The sequence below is a fragment of the Legionella fallonii LLAP-10 genome (genome assembly GCF_000953135.1).
Lineage (GTDB): Bacteria > Pseudomonadota > Gammaproteobacteria > Legionellales > Legionellaceae > Legionella > Legionella fallonii.
Map to the genome: position 1 here is coordinate 2,317,363 of NZ_LN614827.1, position 18,309 is coordinate 2,335,671.

Here is an 18,309-nt window from a genome sequence, read left to right on the forward strand (position 1 = left end):
GGACATCAGAGATTAATGCCTAATGGTTTGTGATCTCTCAAGTTCAGCGGACTCATCGTCTTCGTGCATGTCCTTGATTCGAGCTTTAAATTTTAGCGTAGAATCTTTAGTATCTATCTGCTGAACCTTTGTGCTTTCTCGTGCTGCTACGAGCTCATCTATCACTATTTCATCCTTATTATCGACAGTAGCGTCAATACCATCAACCTCTTGTTCTGAAACGGCTACTGTGAACTCTGAGACGACTTCTTTTTTAGGTCCTACTTCTAGCACTACCGCTTGACGTTGTTGTTCTTCCAGAGCTTGTTCACTTATTAATCCTTTTACTCTAGACTCTCTTGGCTGTACTTCCGCAGCTTCTTTCTTAACGATCCTTTCCGCCTCAATAATAGAAGCCTCGGCATGAAGTTCAATTGGTTGTTCAAGCCCATGCAATTGTTCGCGTTGTACATCCATATCACGCTTCACATCGTAGAACTCTGGCGGCATAAAGGCCAATGTTGTAGAAGCTGAAACCTCATTTTCAATTATTGTAGGTAGATCGAAATGCTCATCAAAGAAAGCAGTCTCTTCACCCTCCAGCTCTTGAACAGTAACATGGTGCTCCTTGGTGAAAATGCCAAAGAATTTTTTAATGCCATCTATCAATTTATTAATTGCAGACAACTCTCCTTTTAATTCTTTAACCTTTTCAGCATTTGCAGCCAGCTTTTCTTTAAGAACAGCATATCGTTCATCAATAGCCTCCATTGCCGCTTTTCTTTGTGCTTTCAGTTTAGCGATTTGATCGTCAATCTCTAAAACTTGCGTATCCATCTCGACTACTATTTCATGGCTGGTCATAAACATCCTGCGTTTTTGACCGTCTAATGGTTCAAACTCTATAGGACGATTGGCCATCGGTTTATAATGTCCCAAAAGTTCAACCAGGGCTTTTTGTCCTGATAACCGCTCAGCGACGTCATTAATCATAACATCCATTTCTGATTGGGTTGTTGACATATTTTGATTCGCTAATGCTTGTTTAACAGCAATAGCTATTTCTTCCCTAGAGATAGGATGAGTTTTAAAGTCTAATAATCTGATTGGTAATGCATAATCATTTTTAGGAAGTTTGGCCGTAGTAAGGTCGAGAACACGCTTATAAAACTCTGCTTGTTCCTCGCTTGCATTTTCCGCTACATCAAGAAAATCTCTTAAGACAAAGTGGCGGATGTCTTCTTTCATTGCCGCAATATTCTTTTCTTTATTGACTCCAGCAATTGGTGAATAACACAATCTATTCTTTATTCGACTTACAAAATAATCAGCATCATTGTAACCATTTTTCTCGGCAAAGACCTTAGCAATCCCCAATATTTTCTCCTGAAGCTGCTCAGCGGAAAGTTTTGGCTGAGCACTCCTGGCTTTAACAATCTCTTTTTTCAAATCCGCAATAAAGGCATTGGATGCTTTATTCCTATCCGCCTCATTTTTCGCCTCATCATCTATGGTTTCACAATAAATGTCATAAAACAGGTTCGTGAAGACCGACTCAAATTTTTCTCCCCATACTTCAACGTTATCATTTAGTTTTGTTTGCTGTGGTCCTTTCTTCTTCTTTCCACCACCGCTCACCGCAATACGAGATGGCTCTTGGCTCGCAGCAAATAAAGCATCCATCAGTACAGTATTGTAAGATTCATAATTCATAGAGTCGGCAAGTCTTTTTTCCGCAATGGTATAAACTCTATTAATCTCAGCCTCTAGTTTTTGCTCCAACTCTTCGGCAGACATTGCCTTAGTTTTGTTTGCTTTATAAAGTTTGTTGACACAATGAGCAGCAGCCTCGTCTACTCCACCAAACCATTGCCCATCGAGTTGGAAACCAAATTCTTTAGCACCTTCAAGTTTAGTTCGGGAAAAGTACTGTACATAGTTCAACGCATTGGCTCCATAATTATTCCAATCTTTATAATCTAGAAAAAAATGCATCGCTTTTGGGAAACGATCGGTTACTTTTGTCGAGCCATCAGTAATAATTTGTTTTCTTTTGTTTTCTAACGCTTGAATTTTTTCTGCATAATCTTCAAGCGTATATCCCTTCAAACCTAACGTCTTTTTTAGCGATTCTTTTTGCGAATCATCTGCTTTAAGTTGTTTTAATTGCTCACCTCTAGGTTTCTTCGATAGATCCCCTCTAATCTCTTTTACTTCTTCTAAGAGAGCTTTTCTTTCTTCCATAGCACTATCATGCTCTCTCTTAATTTGCTCTGCAATTACCTTAATTTTTGGGCGTTCCTCTGCAGCAAAACGTTTATTTAATTTGGAAGAAATGAATACCTCAGCCTGAGACTCACCTTCCCCTAGTGAAATAGTTACTCCATTTCGTTCATGTTTTTTGCCTTTCTTATCAGTAAATTTTAATTCTTTAGTTTGCGCAATTTGCATGTGAAGATTTTCTTGAGCTTTTCCAGTAAAACCCCATTTTGCTAAATGGAAAACTGAATCCTTCTCGGAAAGATTTTGCGTCTCTTTAAAGGTAATATCCAATGACGGTTTAAGTTGTTCTGGGGTCACAATTCCTGCAAAAGAATCAGCTAATTTTGCAACAGTATCCCCTGTCACCGCATGCCGATAAGCTGCAAAATTCAATTTTTTCACCAAAGGATCTTTTAAAGAAGCAATTTCTGGTCCAGCTAAAGGAACAAGAACTTTCACTTTAGAAACATTATTTATTTCTGTAGATCTTATATCATATAAGCTCCAGCCATCCACGGGTGATTTCTTAAATTGATTGGCCTCATCTTGGTTCATTAAAATAACTTTTGGATCTCCTACTTCTCGTGCCACGAAATAACGAACAGGAGGTATAGGATCTTTATAGGTTGAGCTACAGCGAATAGGATCTGCCTCATTAAACAAATTCTGCATATGGGCTGTTTCGCTCGCCAAAACTAACTTACTTATTTTTTCTGGCGCAGATAAATAATCTATAGAAATAGCTTCAAAAGGTACGTCATGTTTTGTGAGGACACTGTCAACAACAACCTCTTCATTATTGACCTCAGAAAATGAATGAGTTTGGGTTTGACTTTGACTTTGGCTTTGGCTTTGTGATTGACTCTGAGATTGATTTTCAGTTTCAGAGTGGCCTTCAGATAAGGCATTACCGCTGGCAGAAGGAATAACAAATTTATCGCTCAACTGAGCTTCACGTCTTTGGATAATCCTCTCTTTCATTGCATCGTAAGCATTTAGATCGTCACGTTGCAACACAGGGTGTCCCAAATCTTTTCTTGCTTGATTAACAGCAGTATAAATAGATGCCATTCTCTCGTCGAATGATTTTCTTAAGCCCTCGACAAATTTTTCTTTTGTCACCTCACCATAGGTGCCACCATATTTAGCCTTCAAATCAGATAAGCTGCCAGAAATAAAAGGTGAAATCTTATTGAGCTCGCTGATACAATCACTAAATGTTTTGATTTGCGATTCACTCCAGTCCCCAGACTCCATCAACTTGGTTATCTCTGCCTGTTGCTGTAAAATGGCGTTTTTGACTACGCCATCCAGCTCCATCGTTAATACAGAAACATTATTTGAATCACTTTTGAGTTCTTTTTGTCTTAACCAAAATGCAATATCGTTTCCTGTGAGCCCTTTGGGTCTATCGCTATTCTTAAGGTTCAGATCGATAAGGATTTGCTTTTCCAAAACATCAGGCACAGCTACAGAGAATGATTGACCAGCTGTCTTATCAACAATTTTTCTCATTCTCATAATGGCTTGTTTGTAGTCATTGTTAGTGACGGTAAAGTTTAAGGTCAAAACAGCATGGGCTCCATCCATTTGTTTAATGTCCGCACCTCTTGAGTGGCTTTGATCATAGTAAGTAAAATAACTTCCATGTCGATCGGACTCAGCCACCATTTCTGGGGTTAAATCAACGATGGTTTCTTTATTATGCTCATCTACGGTAAGAACCTTTTTCATATTGGTCACATCATCGTAGAAAATAACACCTTTTAGTCCTTTTAGTGGCTCCTCTTTCTGCCTTAGTTGAATTGCAATTTCTTTTGCCACACCACGATTACCGATCTTACATAATCCACCCACATCAATCATTGTTCTTGTATTGTCTGAAAACGATTTGGCTAATTGTGTTATCAAAGCAGCTGTATAGCCTTCGTCTGCTTCTGTAAAACTTGCCGTATCCAGTGAGGTGGTTCCTTGACAATTTTGTCGTCCCATAATACCTAAGGTCATGTTTCCATCGGCAGCAGGGTCAAGCATGTTTTCTTTAAAGTGAGATGAGGTGTCACCAGCAGTTCCTGAAAATCCAATTACAGCATCTTCAGTCGTTCCTTGCTCATAGCGATTACTGTTTGCTTTTCCAGAGTCAAACTTGATCTGCTCTTGAATAATGGTACGCGCTAACATCCGTCTAAATGCAGGGCCCTTATCGAGAGTAGCAAAGTACTTTTCTCTTTCTGCATTTCTGAAAATAGGATCTTCTATTTCTGCTAACTTTTTAATTTCATTAAAAATAGCAAGAAACTCAGGTTCAATATGTTTGCCTGTAGGATCCAAGAAGGGCTTTTCACCAACCCCACTTCGGATGGAGTCAATTAAAAATTCTAAATGAGGGATTTCATTTATTTCTGTTCTAGGATCAAGATAATACAAAAAGGTTGTGATTGCTGTAACCTCTGGATTATCAAACCTTGACCCCTGTGGCTTCGGTGTGTTTGCTGCAGAATAAGGAATGGTAATTAATAATGGCTTGGTAGATTTGGTTTCCTTTCCTGTCTTAAGCGCATCATAATCGTACAACTTTGAACCATCGCTAGCATTTTGAAACCATACTCCAAAGTCAGTACCAGGTTCTTTTTCAGTAAATACACTGAGCATCACTGGATCAGTAAGAATAGCTCGCATTAAATATATTTTTGTACTGTTAGAAGGGGTAACTGTTTTGGGCTCTTCCACCTCTAAAGACGTCACATAATTCAAAAGGCTATGCTCGGCATCGTCAGCAATATTAAATTTAGCAAGTAATACCTCTGCCAACTTAGCAGGAGTCCTGTCTTCTGCTCCTCGTATTATTTGAGTAATCACTTCTAATGGGTAAATTTCATCCGGATTAATAGCGACTTTTTCACCAGAGGTGTAGTTTACGTCCGTTGTCGCACTATCTTGGGTGGCATCTAATTCATCAAATATTGAAACGGTTGTTAAGGAACGAATCTCATTGAGTATTGAAATACATTCTATGAGTTCTTTACGTTGTAAAGTTTCTTTAGGGTTGAGTCTAAGCAACATATCTAAGAAAATCTTTGATTGACATTCCATAGAGTTGCGAACGCTAGGTGCTTGCACAAGTACTTCTCGATTCTCTCTAATATCCTTATATAAGGAGAGTCTTTTCTTCAAGTCTTCCTTAGCATTTTGAAACGATTTTAATCGGGGGCTGTCCAAACCCATTTCAGGTTCAGGGTCGGCCTCAATTCGATAACGTTGGAAGTCATCTTTTACAGCACGTCCAGCGAGTAAATTACTTAATGTTGAAGACATGTCTGCTGTATTGGTTTCAAGTGCTGATTTTGGCACTATAAAGCGAACCAGTTTTTCTCCCGTCTTATATAAAGCAACCAACGGTAATAAAGTGGTCTTACCAAATCCCATCCGTGCTTGAGCTGAATCGATTTTATCGGGATTAGTTTCATCATCCAGGAGTAGCCCACGGAATATATTCACTTGACGAGTATTACAACGATGACCAAACTCAGATTCAAAAAGTAGAAAGGCTCTTTGCATTTTTCGTTCTTGTTCCACTATTTGGGGATCAGTTACAGTTGTATCTAACGCAATTTCAGAGTCAAGTAATCGGTCTAATTGGTAGTTTCTTTTAATATGCAGCATTGAAACTGCTTTGGCATCTTGTTTTAGTTTGAATGTACTTTGTACATCATTTAGGTGATCCAACTCAGTTTTATAATATAACAATCGAGTCATACCATTATTCAATACAATCTCAACTTGCTTACGATCGGTTCCTTCGGGGAATTTAGAAAGAATTCTACCGTAATCATTTAAGAGATAAGCGGCATTGAGCTCTGCAAAAGTAATTCGTGGAGATGAGTTGCCTAAAATGGATTCTATCTTATCTTTAGCCTCCAAATACTCCATATTGCATTTAGCCTGTGCTTCAGTGACTTTTTCAATTAATTCATCCCTGGCTCTATCTTTTATGGAATAGGTTCCACCACTAACGGCAGTTTGGTATAAAAATGTTTCGAGTCTATCAGAAATAGCACGCATCTCACTTCGTGCAAAACCTTTTTCAGTGAGATAACTTTGAATTTTCGCAGAAGAATAAAACTCACTGGGATGGCGTGCTAGTTGATATTTATCTGCCCCTACAGCCCGCAGCCATCCATCTTTCTTCATTAACTCAAATAATTCCGCAACATTTTGTTTACTTAACCCTCCAATTCCAGCATGTCCTGGAGTGACACTAAACAATTTTTCCAGAGTTTTAGTATTAAATAATCCATAGTTCTCGTAATAATAGCCATCTTCTTGAGCTTGGACAGAATCTTGAAATTGAGCTAATCCCTCTCCTTTTAGCCTTTGTTCAAGATCCAATTGAGCGGCATCAACGAGTGACTGAGGATCGCTATGCAAGTTAAATTGAACTAAAGAACGAGCCCCCATTGACTCAATAGGCATATCTGTTGTTTTTGTATTGATGCTTATCGCTTTTTTCTCACCGGTTAAAACAGGGGTCACGGGTTTTGTAAAGAAGTTTTGTAATGTATCTCCCTTGTTTGCAGATAATTGTTGCAATTCCTCTGTTGCAAACTCAGATTGTATCGCTCTCCACAGTTCGGAAAACTGAGCTAAAGGAAGTTCTTCAGATAGCCCTTTTAGATCTTTCACTTCATCATGAAATTCTGTTAATAGCTCGCTATAGGCTTCTCTATCCCATGTGTCAAGTTTACCTGTGGCACATACTCCTCTTTCTAATATATGATGTTGGAGTTCTGTACCAATCAGCATAATTAGGGCTAATCGATCCTCTTTTGTTAATTTTCCTTCTTCCTTCAAGTCTGTAAATTTCTGCTTAAGGTTTTTTAATTGCTCTAATTCACTAGACTTTAAGGGAGTTCTAGGAACATTGGCTCCCAACAATTGGGTTAAAATTGAAGTTTTACCCTCTATTGATCCAATATGAAGTATACTTTGGAAGTTTTTGGCTTTTAATACGCTTCCTTTATCATTATAAGATCGAAGGTAATCTGCTGTAGCATAAGCTTGATTAAGCGCTTCCTTGCCCTGTAAATAAGATTGTTTCGCTGTATCATAATTAGTCGCTAATGTATCTCTATCTTTTTCACCCTCTTTAAATTCCTTATAGGCTTTGTGCATTGCCTTTTCTAACTCTACCAGCTCTGTTTCTAGGGTTATAATTTTTGGTGATTTAGCAATAAAAATAAAATATTCAGGGCTAGTAATTTCTCTAATTTTAGCCTCACACTCCTTAATCTTTAGAGCAATTTGTTCTTTAGCCTGTTTACTGAGTAAACCAGAACCTTCGAGTAATTTAATTCTAGATTCCGCTTCACGTATATCCTTCTCAATTTTTCCTCTAGCTTGCACACTGAGTGAATCAGAGCCTAACTCTTCTTTTAGCTTTATCACCTGCCCTTTTAACCTAGGTACTTCATCTTTTAATTGTTGTATTTGCCCTTCTAGAGCCTGCACTTCTTTTATTTCAGAAAGGGATAATTTTCTTTCAGTGTATGCGCTACCCTCTGCCGTTACTTTAAGATGTCTCACTGATGAAGTATTAGCAAGGGTAGGACTATCTGAAAGGAAATAATCTGTTGTTTTATCATTGTAAATCACGAACTTAGCAATGGATGGCACATAAACAGTGTTTTTATCAACACTAATCATTTCATCAGCAGGGAAGATCTTAGATAAATCGTGGGCAATAGAGTCCTCGTCAACTGCTAAATTAATAGCAACTGGCTTGCCACGATGATCTAATAAATTCCCACTCCAGATTTCATTACCTTGCCCTTTTGACACTTTTAATATAGGGGTAAAGTCTGCAGTGTAGCCATGTATTGCGCCTGTTGAATCTATAAAATAATGTTCTGCTTTAACTCTTCTTTTTAATGCAATGGGTACTGAATCCATCATATCGGGTTGGATGTATTGAAGAACTTTAGAGCTGCCATCTAAGGTTTTTAATTCTCTTTGAATGACAAGACTTCCATCTTCCTGGGGTGTTATAGACGCTTTAATTTTAGTCTCATTACCCTCATCTTCCGTATAAATATAGCCCCCGTCTTGTGGTTTAAATGGGAGATTATCTATACCCAATACTTGTAATGCGATATTAGATTGAATATAAGCTGGCATCACTCCTAACTTATTATTACCGAGATAAATAACACCATGTAAAATATCTAAACTTCTATTGGACCCTAATGAGATAAATCCAGGAAGACCTTTAGAGGTGGTCGGCTTCTCAGCAGTAATAGTTACTTTTGGACCGTCAAATTTACGATCCTCCACATACTGACTAAAAACTTTCTTGAATTGTTCAGCACGACCATTCTCATGCAAATTACTAGAGAAGTTAACTAAACTATCTTGCAGTTTATTTATATTTGACTGTAATAAGCCCATCTCTCTGCTAAATTCAAAATTCTTACTAAGATTAGCCAGTGTATCTTCATTGGCCTGATCAAAAATTGATTGATAAGCTAAATTAGAACATATTAATTTGGCATGAAGCTCATCTAATCTAGCCTGATCGACTGGAGTTTTGTTTCGCTCGATCTCAATTTTGAGAGCCAGTATATTAACGTCTCTAGCAAATCCAAATAATCTATCCGTAGCATCAGGATTCTTTGCACTTAAAGGGTTATCTTTGGTTAAAGAATCAACAAAAGAGTCTGATTGTTTTGTTGTAGGAGCATCCGTAGAAGTAATTGCCTTAAATGCTCTAGGATCAATAATGGCAGCCTTGAGTAAGAGCTCATCAATAAATGCTTCATGAGGTGCTTTAAGGGCACATGGATTCTTTTTTTGATCTAAAGGAAGATTCTTTACAAAGTCCAAAAGTTGACGTTTTTCTTCATCTGTTTTAGCATTTCGAAACGCATCCAGGAAGGCTCTATCAAAAAGTTCACGACCTTGTGTACTATTTATTCCATCAATTGAAAGTACAAACTTTTTATCTGCGTAAAAGGCGATAAATTGATGAGCCAACAAGGCATCACCATTCCTCATACCTAACCTATCAGCCAGTCGGCGTAATTTGTCATCAACTGCCTTTTCTTTACCATAAGCAGTTAAAGCCACTTGTAACCCTTTTTGCCCCTCATATATTCCTTCTAATCCAATAGGAGACTCATGAAGAGCGCGGTCTACTTCTTTTAATAAAGTCATATCAACAGGCTGAGTACCATCTGGAGTTAGCAACTTAATTTTTGCTGACATAGCCTCATCAGGAGGAGTTATTAGTTTTTCCCATTGTTTAATCGTTGAGAAGAATTTTGGATTGACTTGTGTCCCTCTAACTTGCGATAAATTCAACTTTATTAAATTCATTAACAGTTGATTTCTTTGCGTATTCTCCAAGGTGGTGAAAGAATCGCCAAGTGATTTCTCTTCGTCGTCAGCTCTATAGCGCTCTAGCATGCTATTGGCTATATCCTTAACTATCTCGGCTGGTGGAGGATAGGGCAAATTAAAGATTGCAGAAGTTGCAGCATGACAAAACTCTGTAATTCGTTCACCTTTATTTTCTAAACCATTATGCGTCTTTAATTTATGTAAATAACTTGCAACGTCTCTAAAATATTGACCACATTGATCTTGACTTACTCCTTTCGGGGTAGGAGTTGGATTTTCTCGTAAAAACTTTAAAGTGCTTCCATCGATTACCGTTGTTTCATATAGCCTTAAAAATGTCGCCTTCGGTGGTACAAAGCCTTTTGAATCTACAGCTTCATGTTGCCCTACTAAATCCGTGCCCCTTAGCTGAACTTTGGGAACAACTACGGCTTCTACTTTGGGTTTCGGCTCAACCTTAGACAGTTTTTCTTTAATTCTTGATGCAATTAGAAGTGCTACTGCTTTACGCTGTTCACGGAAGGCCTCTATATCAATTGGCTTCATTCCCATTTCTTGAGCCTGCCCCTCAGCAAGGGTTATGGGGTACCCTGATTCCTGCAGGGCTGCGTATTTCATGTTAGCTTTTTGTTCTAAAAAGTGATGAAACGCATTATTGATGGCTACAGTTGGATTGACATTGTTCTGAATACTGTATAATTTTTCTGGGCTTTCATGTTTTAACCATATAGCAAACATTTCACGAACCCATTCTTTTTTAATTTCTGCAGGAATAGGTTCTTTACTGACCCGCTCGGAAACCTTATCAAGCTTTATATACTCATCATTTCCACTTCCCATTGAGTCAATCTGATTAATATCTGGGCTATTTACACTTAATATAACTTTTCGTTCTACGATGCCAAGAGATTTTGCTTTTAGTCTTTGATTTAAGCTCTGAATTTCTTGGAATACTGATCCAGGAAGAAACGTATTTCTTCCTTCTTTGAAAAATCGAGCTCTCTCTTCTGCGGATTGTTTGTACAGGTCTCTATTTCTGTCTTTTTCTGTTCCGATTCTTCCTGCTGACAACTCATCTAATATTCTATACTCCGCATTAGTCTCCATATGATGGGTAATGACTCTTCCTCTGTAATGATTAATTTGAATAACCCGATCATTAGCCTCTCTCTCAATATCATCCACTTCAAAGGTTTTTATGGTTTCTTCTAGGTGTTGGCTAACAGTTTCCAGCTCTTGTGCAGCCAGCTTAAACACGTGACTTACAGCATTGATTGTTTGTAAATCAGTATTCTTAGCTTTTAATTTTCCAAGAAGATCCTCGGCTTTAGCAATTCTATTTTCAACTGATCCATCAACTGTACGATCCCCTTTAAGATTTTGAAGTTTTATAACAACTGAAACCTTCAATCTATCTAGTTCTCCTACCTCTTTTCTCAGTAGGTCTAAACGTGATTCCAGGTTTTTTAATTTTACCGAATTTTTTCCTTTACCAATGGATTGTTTTTCAGTTTCAATTTCTTGGGTAAGGGAATTAATAAGCTTTTGTGACTGCTCAATCATCCGTGCCAATTTGGCTTCACTTTCAGAAAGTTTCGCTACAATCGATTTTAGATTGGTTGAGGTTTCCTTAATACCAACTTCAAGTTTATTTACAAAAGCTTGGCGTTGAGCAGCAAAGACTGTTTTCCTGTATTGCTCTTCGTTAGCAGGCGACGCATTGCGTAAGAAATCTAAAATCCCAACAACCTTAGGATTGGTAAGTGACTCCTTATGTGCTACTACCAGTTTAAAAAAGGTGGATTTATCAATTTCTTTTCGCGTGCCACCTACATTTATTTCAACTTTAGTATCCTCTTTTCTCGCGTCGCCAGTATTAAAACTAACAATATTTGCTTCTTCTAAATCTTTTGCTGTAACGTTCCTTGATGCGCTCCATGCAGTAGCATGTGCTAAACGCTCCTTATCAGAGTGTATATGTCTTTCATTGACAGTTAGCTTTTTAATCTGATGGTTAATTAATTGTATTGAAGCTTTCCAGGCGAGAGCGTTAGAGTGTGAACTTAATCGTTCCAATGCCGCTGCATCAATATTCCCCTTCTCATCAGTCTTTAACGGCATAACGCCAGATTGCCAATCAAAAGCAGGATCTTCACTATAAACGGCCGGATCAAAAAATTCTTTGATTTCTCGGTCTCGTTTGTTATTTTTTAAATACAAATATAAGTCTTGGGCATGACTAGAAATTTTGTCATTGATACGATCTATAGCTGCCTTGTTTTCACCCTTGTTTTTATTGACAAGCTTCTCTTTAGCATCAAGCAATGCAGTAAAATATCGTTGATAATATTCAGTAGTTGGCGGTTTTTTTAATTCGCATAAGCGCATAGATACTTTATGTAGCTCGGCTGGGGAAAGATATTCAGGCTCAATAGTTCTGAGCATCTTGGTATATTCCGGATCAATAAATTTTACTTTATTTTCACCTTGCTCCACACCTTTTTTCCCACAAACATCATTCAATATCCCTTCCTTTTGCTCCAACAACATAGCTAATCGAACTTTTTTATACGTTCCTTTTCCTAGCTCATATAATTCACAAGACTGCGCTTTTTTGGCAAAACAGTTTTGAGTATTTTGTGGTCGTTGCAACAACTCTTGAAATTCTGGTGGCGCATTATCTGAAGCGATTGAACTAAAATTTTTAATGTAATTGGAATAAACATCGGACTGAGAATTTAAAGCCCTCAACCTTTCGAAATATCCCATGTGACTACGTTCTTCCATGGTCGTATGTTTAAGTTTTAAATCAATATGAGTTTGTGCCCAACCAGCCATGGAATTGGAACGGATTAATGTACTTAAATAATCTAACCCCTCGGGAGAATGTAAACGATCTTCAGGAACAGAAAAAGTTAATGCGTTCTTTCTCATTGATTCAGTGCCCATACGCCATAATTGATAGACACCTGAACCAGCACTAAACAGATCGGTAATAGCAGCCCATAAACCAACATTGGCCACGGTATCCCAGAATCCTTTACGACCATTTTTTATATTACTAACTCCCCCGTTCAGAAGCGCCGTATTTTCTAAAGCGCCAGATGAATCATAGGTCGATAGTTTTATATTGCCCCCTTCCTTTTTGATGATCAGCTGCATGGCGTGGCCTTCTAAGCCAGTCTCAAGATATAATGACTCTCCGTCTTTTAGGTTTTTAACCGATTCTTGTAATGCTCTACTCGCTAAGGCAAGCTTTTTTTCAAAGGCTTCTTGTTTTTTATCAAATTCATGCTCTATCTTTTTGTAACTGTCTTTGGGCCCCCCTTCTTTAGAAGCAGTGGCAACATACCCACCCCAATCGGACCCAACTTCTTTCAGGATATGACTTAAATCCCTAGTGCGCTCCATATTGCCATGATAAACACCTAACCGCTCTTTGTCTTTTTTTGATAAAGTCAACCCATACTGCTCAAAATCTTCTGGGTTATGCACCAACTTATCTATAACCTCGAACTCCATGGAGGTTACCAGTTCAGCATAACCTCCTGTAGAGCAAGCATGTTCGCCATTTAAAGGGTTCGTGTTTGACTTACCGGCTACATTATCAATGGCATTTTTTACTGCTTCAATGGTGTCCTTACTATCCTCTTCTCTTGGTAGGGATTCTATAATGGTACGTAAACCATATAAATCGCGATAAAGATTCGCGTCTGACGTACCGACTACACTATCAATGGTATTTTTTACTGCTTCAATGATGTCATCACTATCCTCTTCTCCTGTTAAGGATTCTATAACTGCATATAAAGCGCGATAAGGATTGACTACACTATCAATGGCATTTTTTACTACTTCAATGGTGTCATCACTATCCTCTTCTCTTGTTAAGGATTCTATAACTGTATATAAATCACGATGATGTTTATTTTTTGTTCCAGCAACCATCTGTGATGCTAAGACCATCCCAAAGCGAGTGTGAAGTGACGATTCAATACTCGCTTGATCACGTTTTTTCTCACCACCAACTTGAGTTAATCCGGTGACTTTTGCAACATTTTGCGCTCCCTTCAGACGCAATTGCTCTAGGGTTGTTCTTTCTTCTTCTGTGATGACTTCAGGAACAGGAGGATGTTCTTTAGGTTCTGGCTTTTGAGGAGCGCTACCAAATAGAGCCTTACCTATTCTATAAAAAACATAAGGTATTATGGCCGCAGCAAAAAAAATTATTTTTGCAACAAACGTTGCCGCGGTCTGAAGACCTTTAGAAATAGTTGATCCAATCGTAGAAAAAAAACCTGGCTCACGTTTAGGTGCCTCTATAGCAGTTTTTGCTGGGAGTTGCTGCTGCTCTAAATTAACTTGATTATTCTTCTTAATAAAGTTTTGCCATATACCTGCTTCCCATTGAAGGAGCATAGGATTTTTTCCCAAACGTACCTTATTGATTTGCCGCCAACGTTGATATGCATCGCTCAGATCTTTTGGTTGTTCTGGATTATTGCTCCTCGCTCTCTTTTCAGCCGTTAAATCAAGCCATAATTTCTCTAAGTCCTTATCAGCACCCATCATAGCTAATCTATTTTCAAGGACAACTAACTCATCACCTGTTGCTCTTTTCAGCAACAGTTTTCTTGCATCATCATTGGTTAGTCCCAAAATAAATTCTTTGGTCAGGCCTTCATATAGTGTCTTAAGCTGAGCACGTATGGTGTCATTTTTCTGCAACGCCTGTTTAATAACTGTTTCTGGACCAGAAGCGGTATAGAGCTGGTCTCTATGCTCAGTTAAGACGTCCTTTAATTCTCGTCTACGAGCTATATCCTTTATTGCAGGAAAAATTTCTGTTTGTATTATTTTGATTTGATCAATGTCCAGTTTTTTTATGAACGAATTAATTTGATCTAATTCTAGAGTGGAAAAAATATCCGCAATCTCTTTAGTATATTTAGTCATCCCCAACCCCTAATCTTTTCTATCTGTTTAACATCTACTGCGTCATTAATTTATTAAAAACCAATGGGTGCCGCGCCCAATTTTTTATTAGATAAAGCTCGCTCAATTGCTAAACCCGCGCTTCACTATTCGAACACTAAAAAGCAAAACGAGTTAAAATTATTTCTTCATCTAATGCACAAAATGACCACCATATTTTCTTTATGATAAATTATAGATCATAACAATCATTATTACCTCTATCCTATTTGTATAAAAATAGTTCTTATTTACCAATATACTCTTTTATAATTAACAAATGATTAACATCCAGGGTTAAATAAAGTCATTTTTTTGCATCAATGGTATGAGTAATGAGAGAGAATGAGAGAGAATGAGAAAAATAGATCAATAAAACATAAACTTATATTAGAGTATGTGTTCTGTGTATTAGACCCCCGCATCACTGCCGTTGACATAGGGGACTTATTATTGAACTCAACTTATTGTAATGCTAAATTCGACGTCTTAATTATTAGAGATAAGATATAATGACAAGGACGCTTTTTACTTCATCACTCATCCTGTTTTGCTCTGTTGCTTTAGCCCAAGATCAAGTGATTCAACCGTTTTTTAAGGATGTAAATCCATCAACAATTTCTTCCACGGCGAAAAATAATATACAGGCAAGTCACTTTCGTCTTGTTGAAATTGATCTCAATCAACTTTCTGCTGAATTGGAAAAGGTTCCTCATAGAGATGGATTAAAATCAGGAACAACAATACAAATTGTCCTTCCTTTGCCCGATCAAACAACCAAACTGTATCAAATTGTAGAGAATAGCACGCTGCATCCTGAACTCAGTGCAAAATTCCCCTTGATTAAAACTTATGATGCTTATGGGGTGACCGACCCAAGTGAATTCGTTAAATTGGATCTCACCACTCAGGGCTTCCATGCAATGATTCTCAAACCAGGACAAAGCCCTGTTTTTATTGATCCCTGGAAAAAAGGGAACTCTCAATATTACATGGTCTATAGTAAAAAAGATTTTATTAACTCTAAACGTTTAAAATGTGGCGTACACAGCCAAAACCAATTAATAACACCACCGGTTGGTGCTAAACATTTCGTTGATTTTAATCCTTGCCAACTCAAGAAATACCGCTTGGCTATGGCTGCAACAGCACAATACACACAATTTCAAGGAGGGACGGTAGACAATGCATTAAGTGCTGAAGCAACGACCATCAATAGAGTGAACGGGGTTTATGAAATTGATATGGCGATCACCTTGCAAATTATTGCCAACAATAATCTCATCATCTATACCGATCCGAATAATCAGCCCTATACGCACGGTGTTCCTAGACTGATGATCACTGAGAATCAAGAGAATGTAAATCAAGTCATTGGTGCAGCTAATTATGATATAGGTCAAGTCGTTGACTCAGCTGGAAGTGGTCTTGCGCAGTTATCCAGTGTTTGTGGGGATGACATCAAAGCGATGGGTGTGACAGGACGAACAAATCCGATAGGAGATCCTTTTGATATTGACTATGTAGCTCACGAAATAGGCCATCAATTTGGGGCTAATCACGTACAAAATAATAATTGTCGGCGCAATGATCCTACGGCTGTAGAACCGGGAAGTGGTAGCACCATTATGGGCTATGCCGGAATTTGTCCGCCTAATGTTCAGAACAATTCCGATGCTTATTTCAATGGGATTAGTCTGCAGGAAATGGGAGATTTTGTCTCTAGTCCTGAGCATACTTGTCCTGTAACAACAGCTATTCCTAGTGCACCGATAATTCGGAGTACAAATGGCGGATTTACAGTTCCTGCTCAAACTCCCTTTGCTTTAACTGCATTAACAACTAAAAACGGCGGAAATGAAGTATTAACTTATACTTGGGAGCAGATGAATAATGAAGTCTCTCCTCAGCCCCCAGTCAGTACGGCTACAGACGGCCCCAATTTTAGAAGCTTTTTACCACAAACAACGGGTACACGTTTCTTCCCCAATCTCAATGCATTGAGCAATGGAGGGCCTTTTACCTGGGAAGTGTTACCTTCAGTTTCTCGTACTATGAAATTTAGAGTGTCCGTGCGCAACAATACCCCTGGTGGCTCTTGTAATGCCTACACTGACACCACTGTAACCACGACTAATAATGCCGGCCCCTTTATAGTAACATACCCCTCCAATGAAGGTATTAATTGGTTAGGACTATCTCCGCAAACAGTCACGTGGAATGTAGCCAATACTAATTCTTTTCCCATTAGTGCCTTTTACGTCACTATTTTCTTATCTACTGATGGAGGACAATCATACCCTTACACTCTCCTATCAAACACAATAAATAACGGAAGTGGACAAATCTGCGTTCCTAACCTGAATACCGCTACAGCCCGCATTATGGTGCAAGCAAGTAATGGAACCTTCTTTAATATTTCAAAAAATAATTTTGCTATCACCGCGGTTCCGCCTAGAGCCCCAGTATTAACCGCAGCGACTCGCAACGGCATGAATACTAGAGAAGCATTTGTTCTCTATGCAGACTGTATTCCAGAATTCACTGATGTCTACACAATCAATGGTTTGCCGGGAGCAACCGTTAGATTTGATATGAACCGCCATCGCTTCATTATTGGAAACATTACGACACCTAGAAGGATACCTAATGTCACCATTACTGCAACTGATGCAAATCATATCAGCAGAACATCAAATCCAATTACTATTCCCAGTATTTTATAAAAAGGGCTTAACGTGAATAAACATTCCTTATCAATCATTATCGCCTGCCTGTTGTCATTAGATGCCTATTCTGGAATTTATTCTGGCCTTAATTTAGGTATTAATAGCGTTACAATAGACAAGGATTTGCTCTATCCTCTTGAGGAAGTGGCACCAACATCGTCTAGCTTTAGTAACGCTTATACTAATTTTCACGGACAAATTTTAGCAGGGTATGAGTATCCTTTTAGCGCAAAATTTTCTACTTCACTAGAAGCAGATGCCGATCTGTTTACAGGAAAATCACGGTATGTAATTAATCAGTGGTTCTTTAATGAAAGTGTTACTGCAGAAGAGCGACTAAAGTATGGATTTTCCCTCTTTTTATTGCCCACATACCGATATAATGAGTCGGTCCGTTTTTTTGTGGGTCCAGGCATTTCCACTAGTTATTTTGCGATTAAAGCAATAAATACAGCAGGTAATGTTGGCGTCAGCGAAAATGTCAGTCAATGGCTAACTGGAGGAGGATTAAAGGCCGGAGCAATCACAAAAATAAGCGATAACCTCGATCTACTTTTAACCTATCAATTCACCCAATATACGAGCACCACACAAACTCAAATTGAACCATTATCTGATGAGACCTTGCAGGGCCGTTATAAGCCCTATGTAAATACCATATTAATTGGCCTTAGAGTCAATATTCCAGAGCATACTGTAATCACAAAATGAGATGGCTCCGTTCGGAGTAACAATCATTCAAGGTTATCTTTGTTATTCTGAGCACAGTGCGTTATGCTCAGAATAGACTGCTTTGCAAACTCCCTGCGGCGAGGGACGTGCGAAGAGACACTGAGCGTAGAACCACAGCATACACGAAAGTCACAAGAGGATTCGAGCACCGTATCGACGAAGCAATTTCCCGCTGCAGTAGAGTTTACAAAGAAGTCTAATAGGCCTAAAGCCCCTAGGATGGTGGGCTTTGTAAGAA

The 18,309-nt window shown here is 38.4% G+C and carries 3 protein-coding genes; 2 read left to right on the forward strand and 1 reads right to left on the reverse strand.

Features of this window, described 5'->3' with window-relative positions; genetic code table 11:
• Window positions 1-12 precede the first annotated feature (12 nt).
• The gene (locus LFA_RS18870) at window positions 13-14,592 is read right to left on the reverse strand and encodes a hypothetical protein (protein ID WP_052673923.1); all 14,580 of its coding nucleotides are present in this window, start codon (window positions 14,590-14,592) and stop codon (window positions 13-15) included.
• A gap of 530 nt (window positions 14,593-15,122) precedes the next feature.
• Between LFA_RS18870 and LFA_RS09405 the strand changes: the two genes are divergently transcribed.
• Window positions 15,123-17,336, forward strand: a complete 2,214-nt coding sequence (locus tag LFA_RS09405) for a reprolysin-like metallopeptidase (protein ID WP_045095961.1) — start codon at window positions 15,123-15,125, stop codon at window positions 17,334-17,336.
• Between the two features lie 12 nt (window positions 17,337-17,348).
• Entirely contained in the window at window positions 17,349-18,050 is a 702-nt protein-coding gene (locus LFA_RS09410) for an outer membrane protein (RefSeq protein WP_045095962.1), read from the forward strand.
• Window positions 18,051-18,309 lie beyond the last annotated feature (259 nt).

Coding starts and splice junctions, on each gene's coding strand:
- LFA_RS18870 (WP_052673923.1), bottom strand. CDS start 14,592: ATGACTAAATATACTAAAGAGATTGCGGATATTTTTTCCACTCTAGAA.
- LFA_RS09405 (WP_045095961.1), top strand. CDS start 15,123: ATGACAAGGACGCTTTTTACTTCATCACTCATCCTGTTTTGCTCTGTT.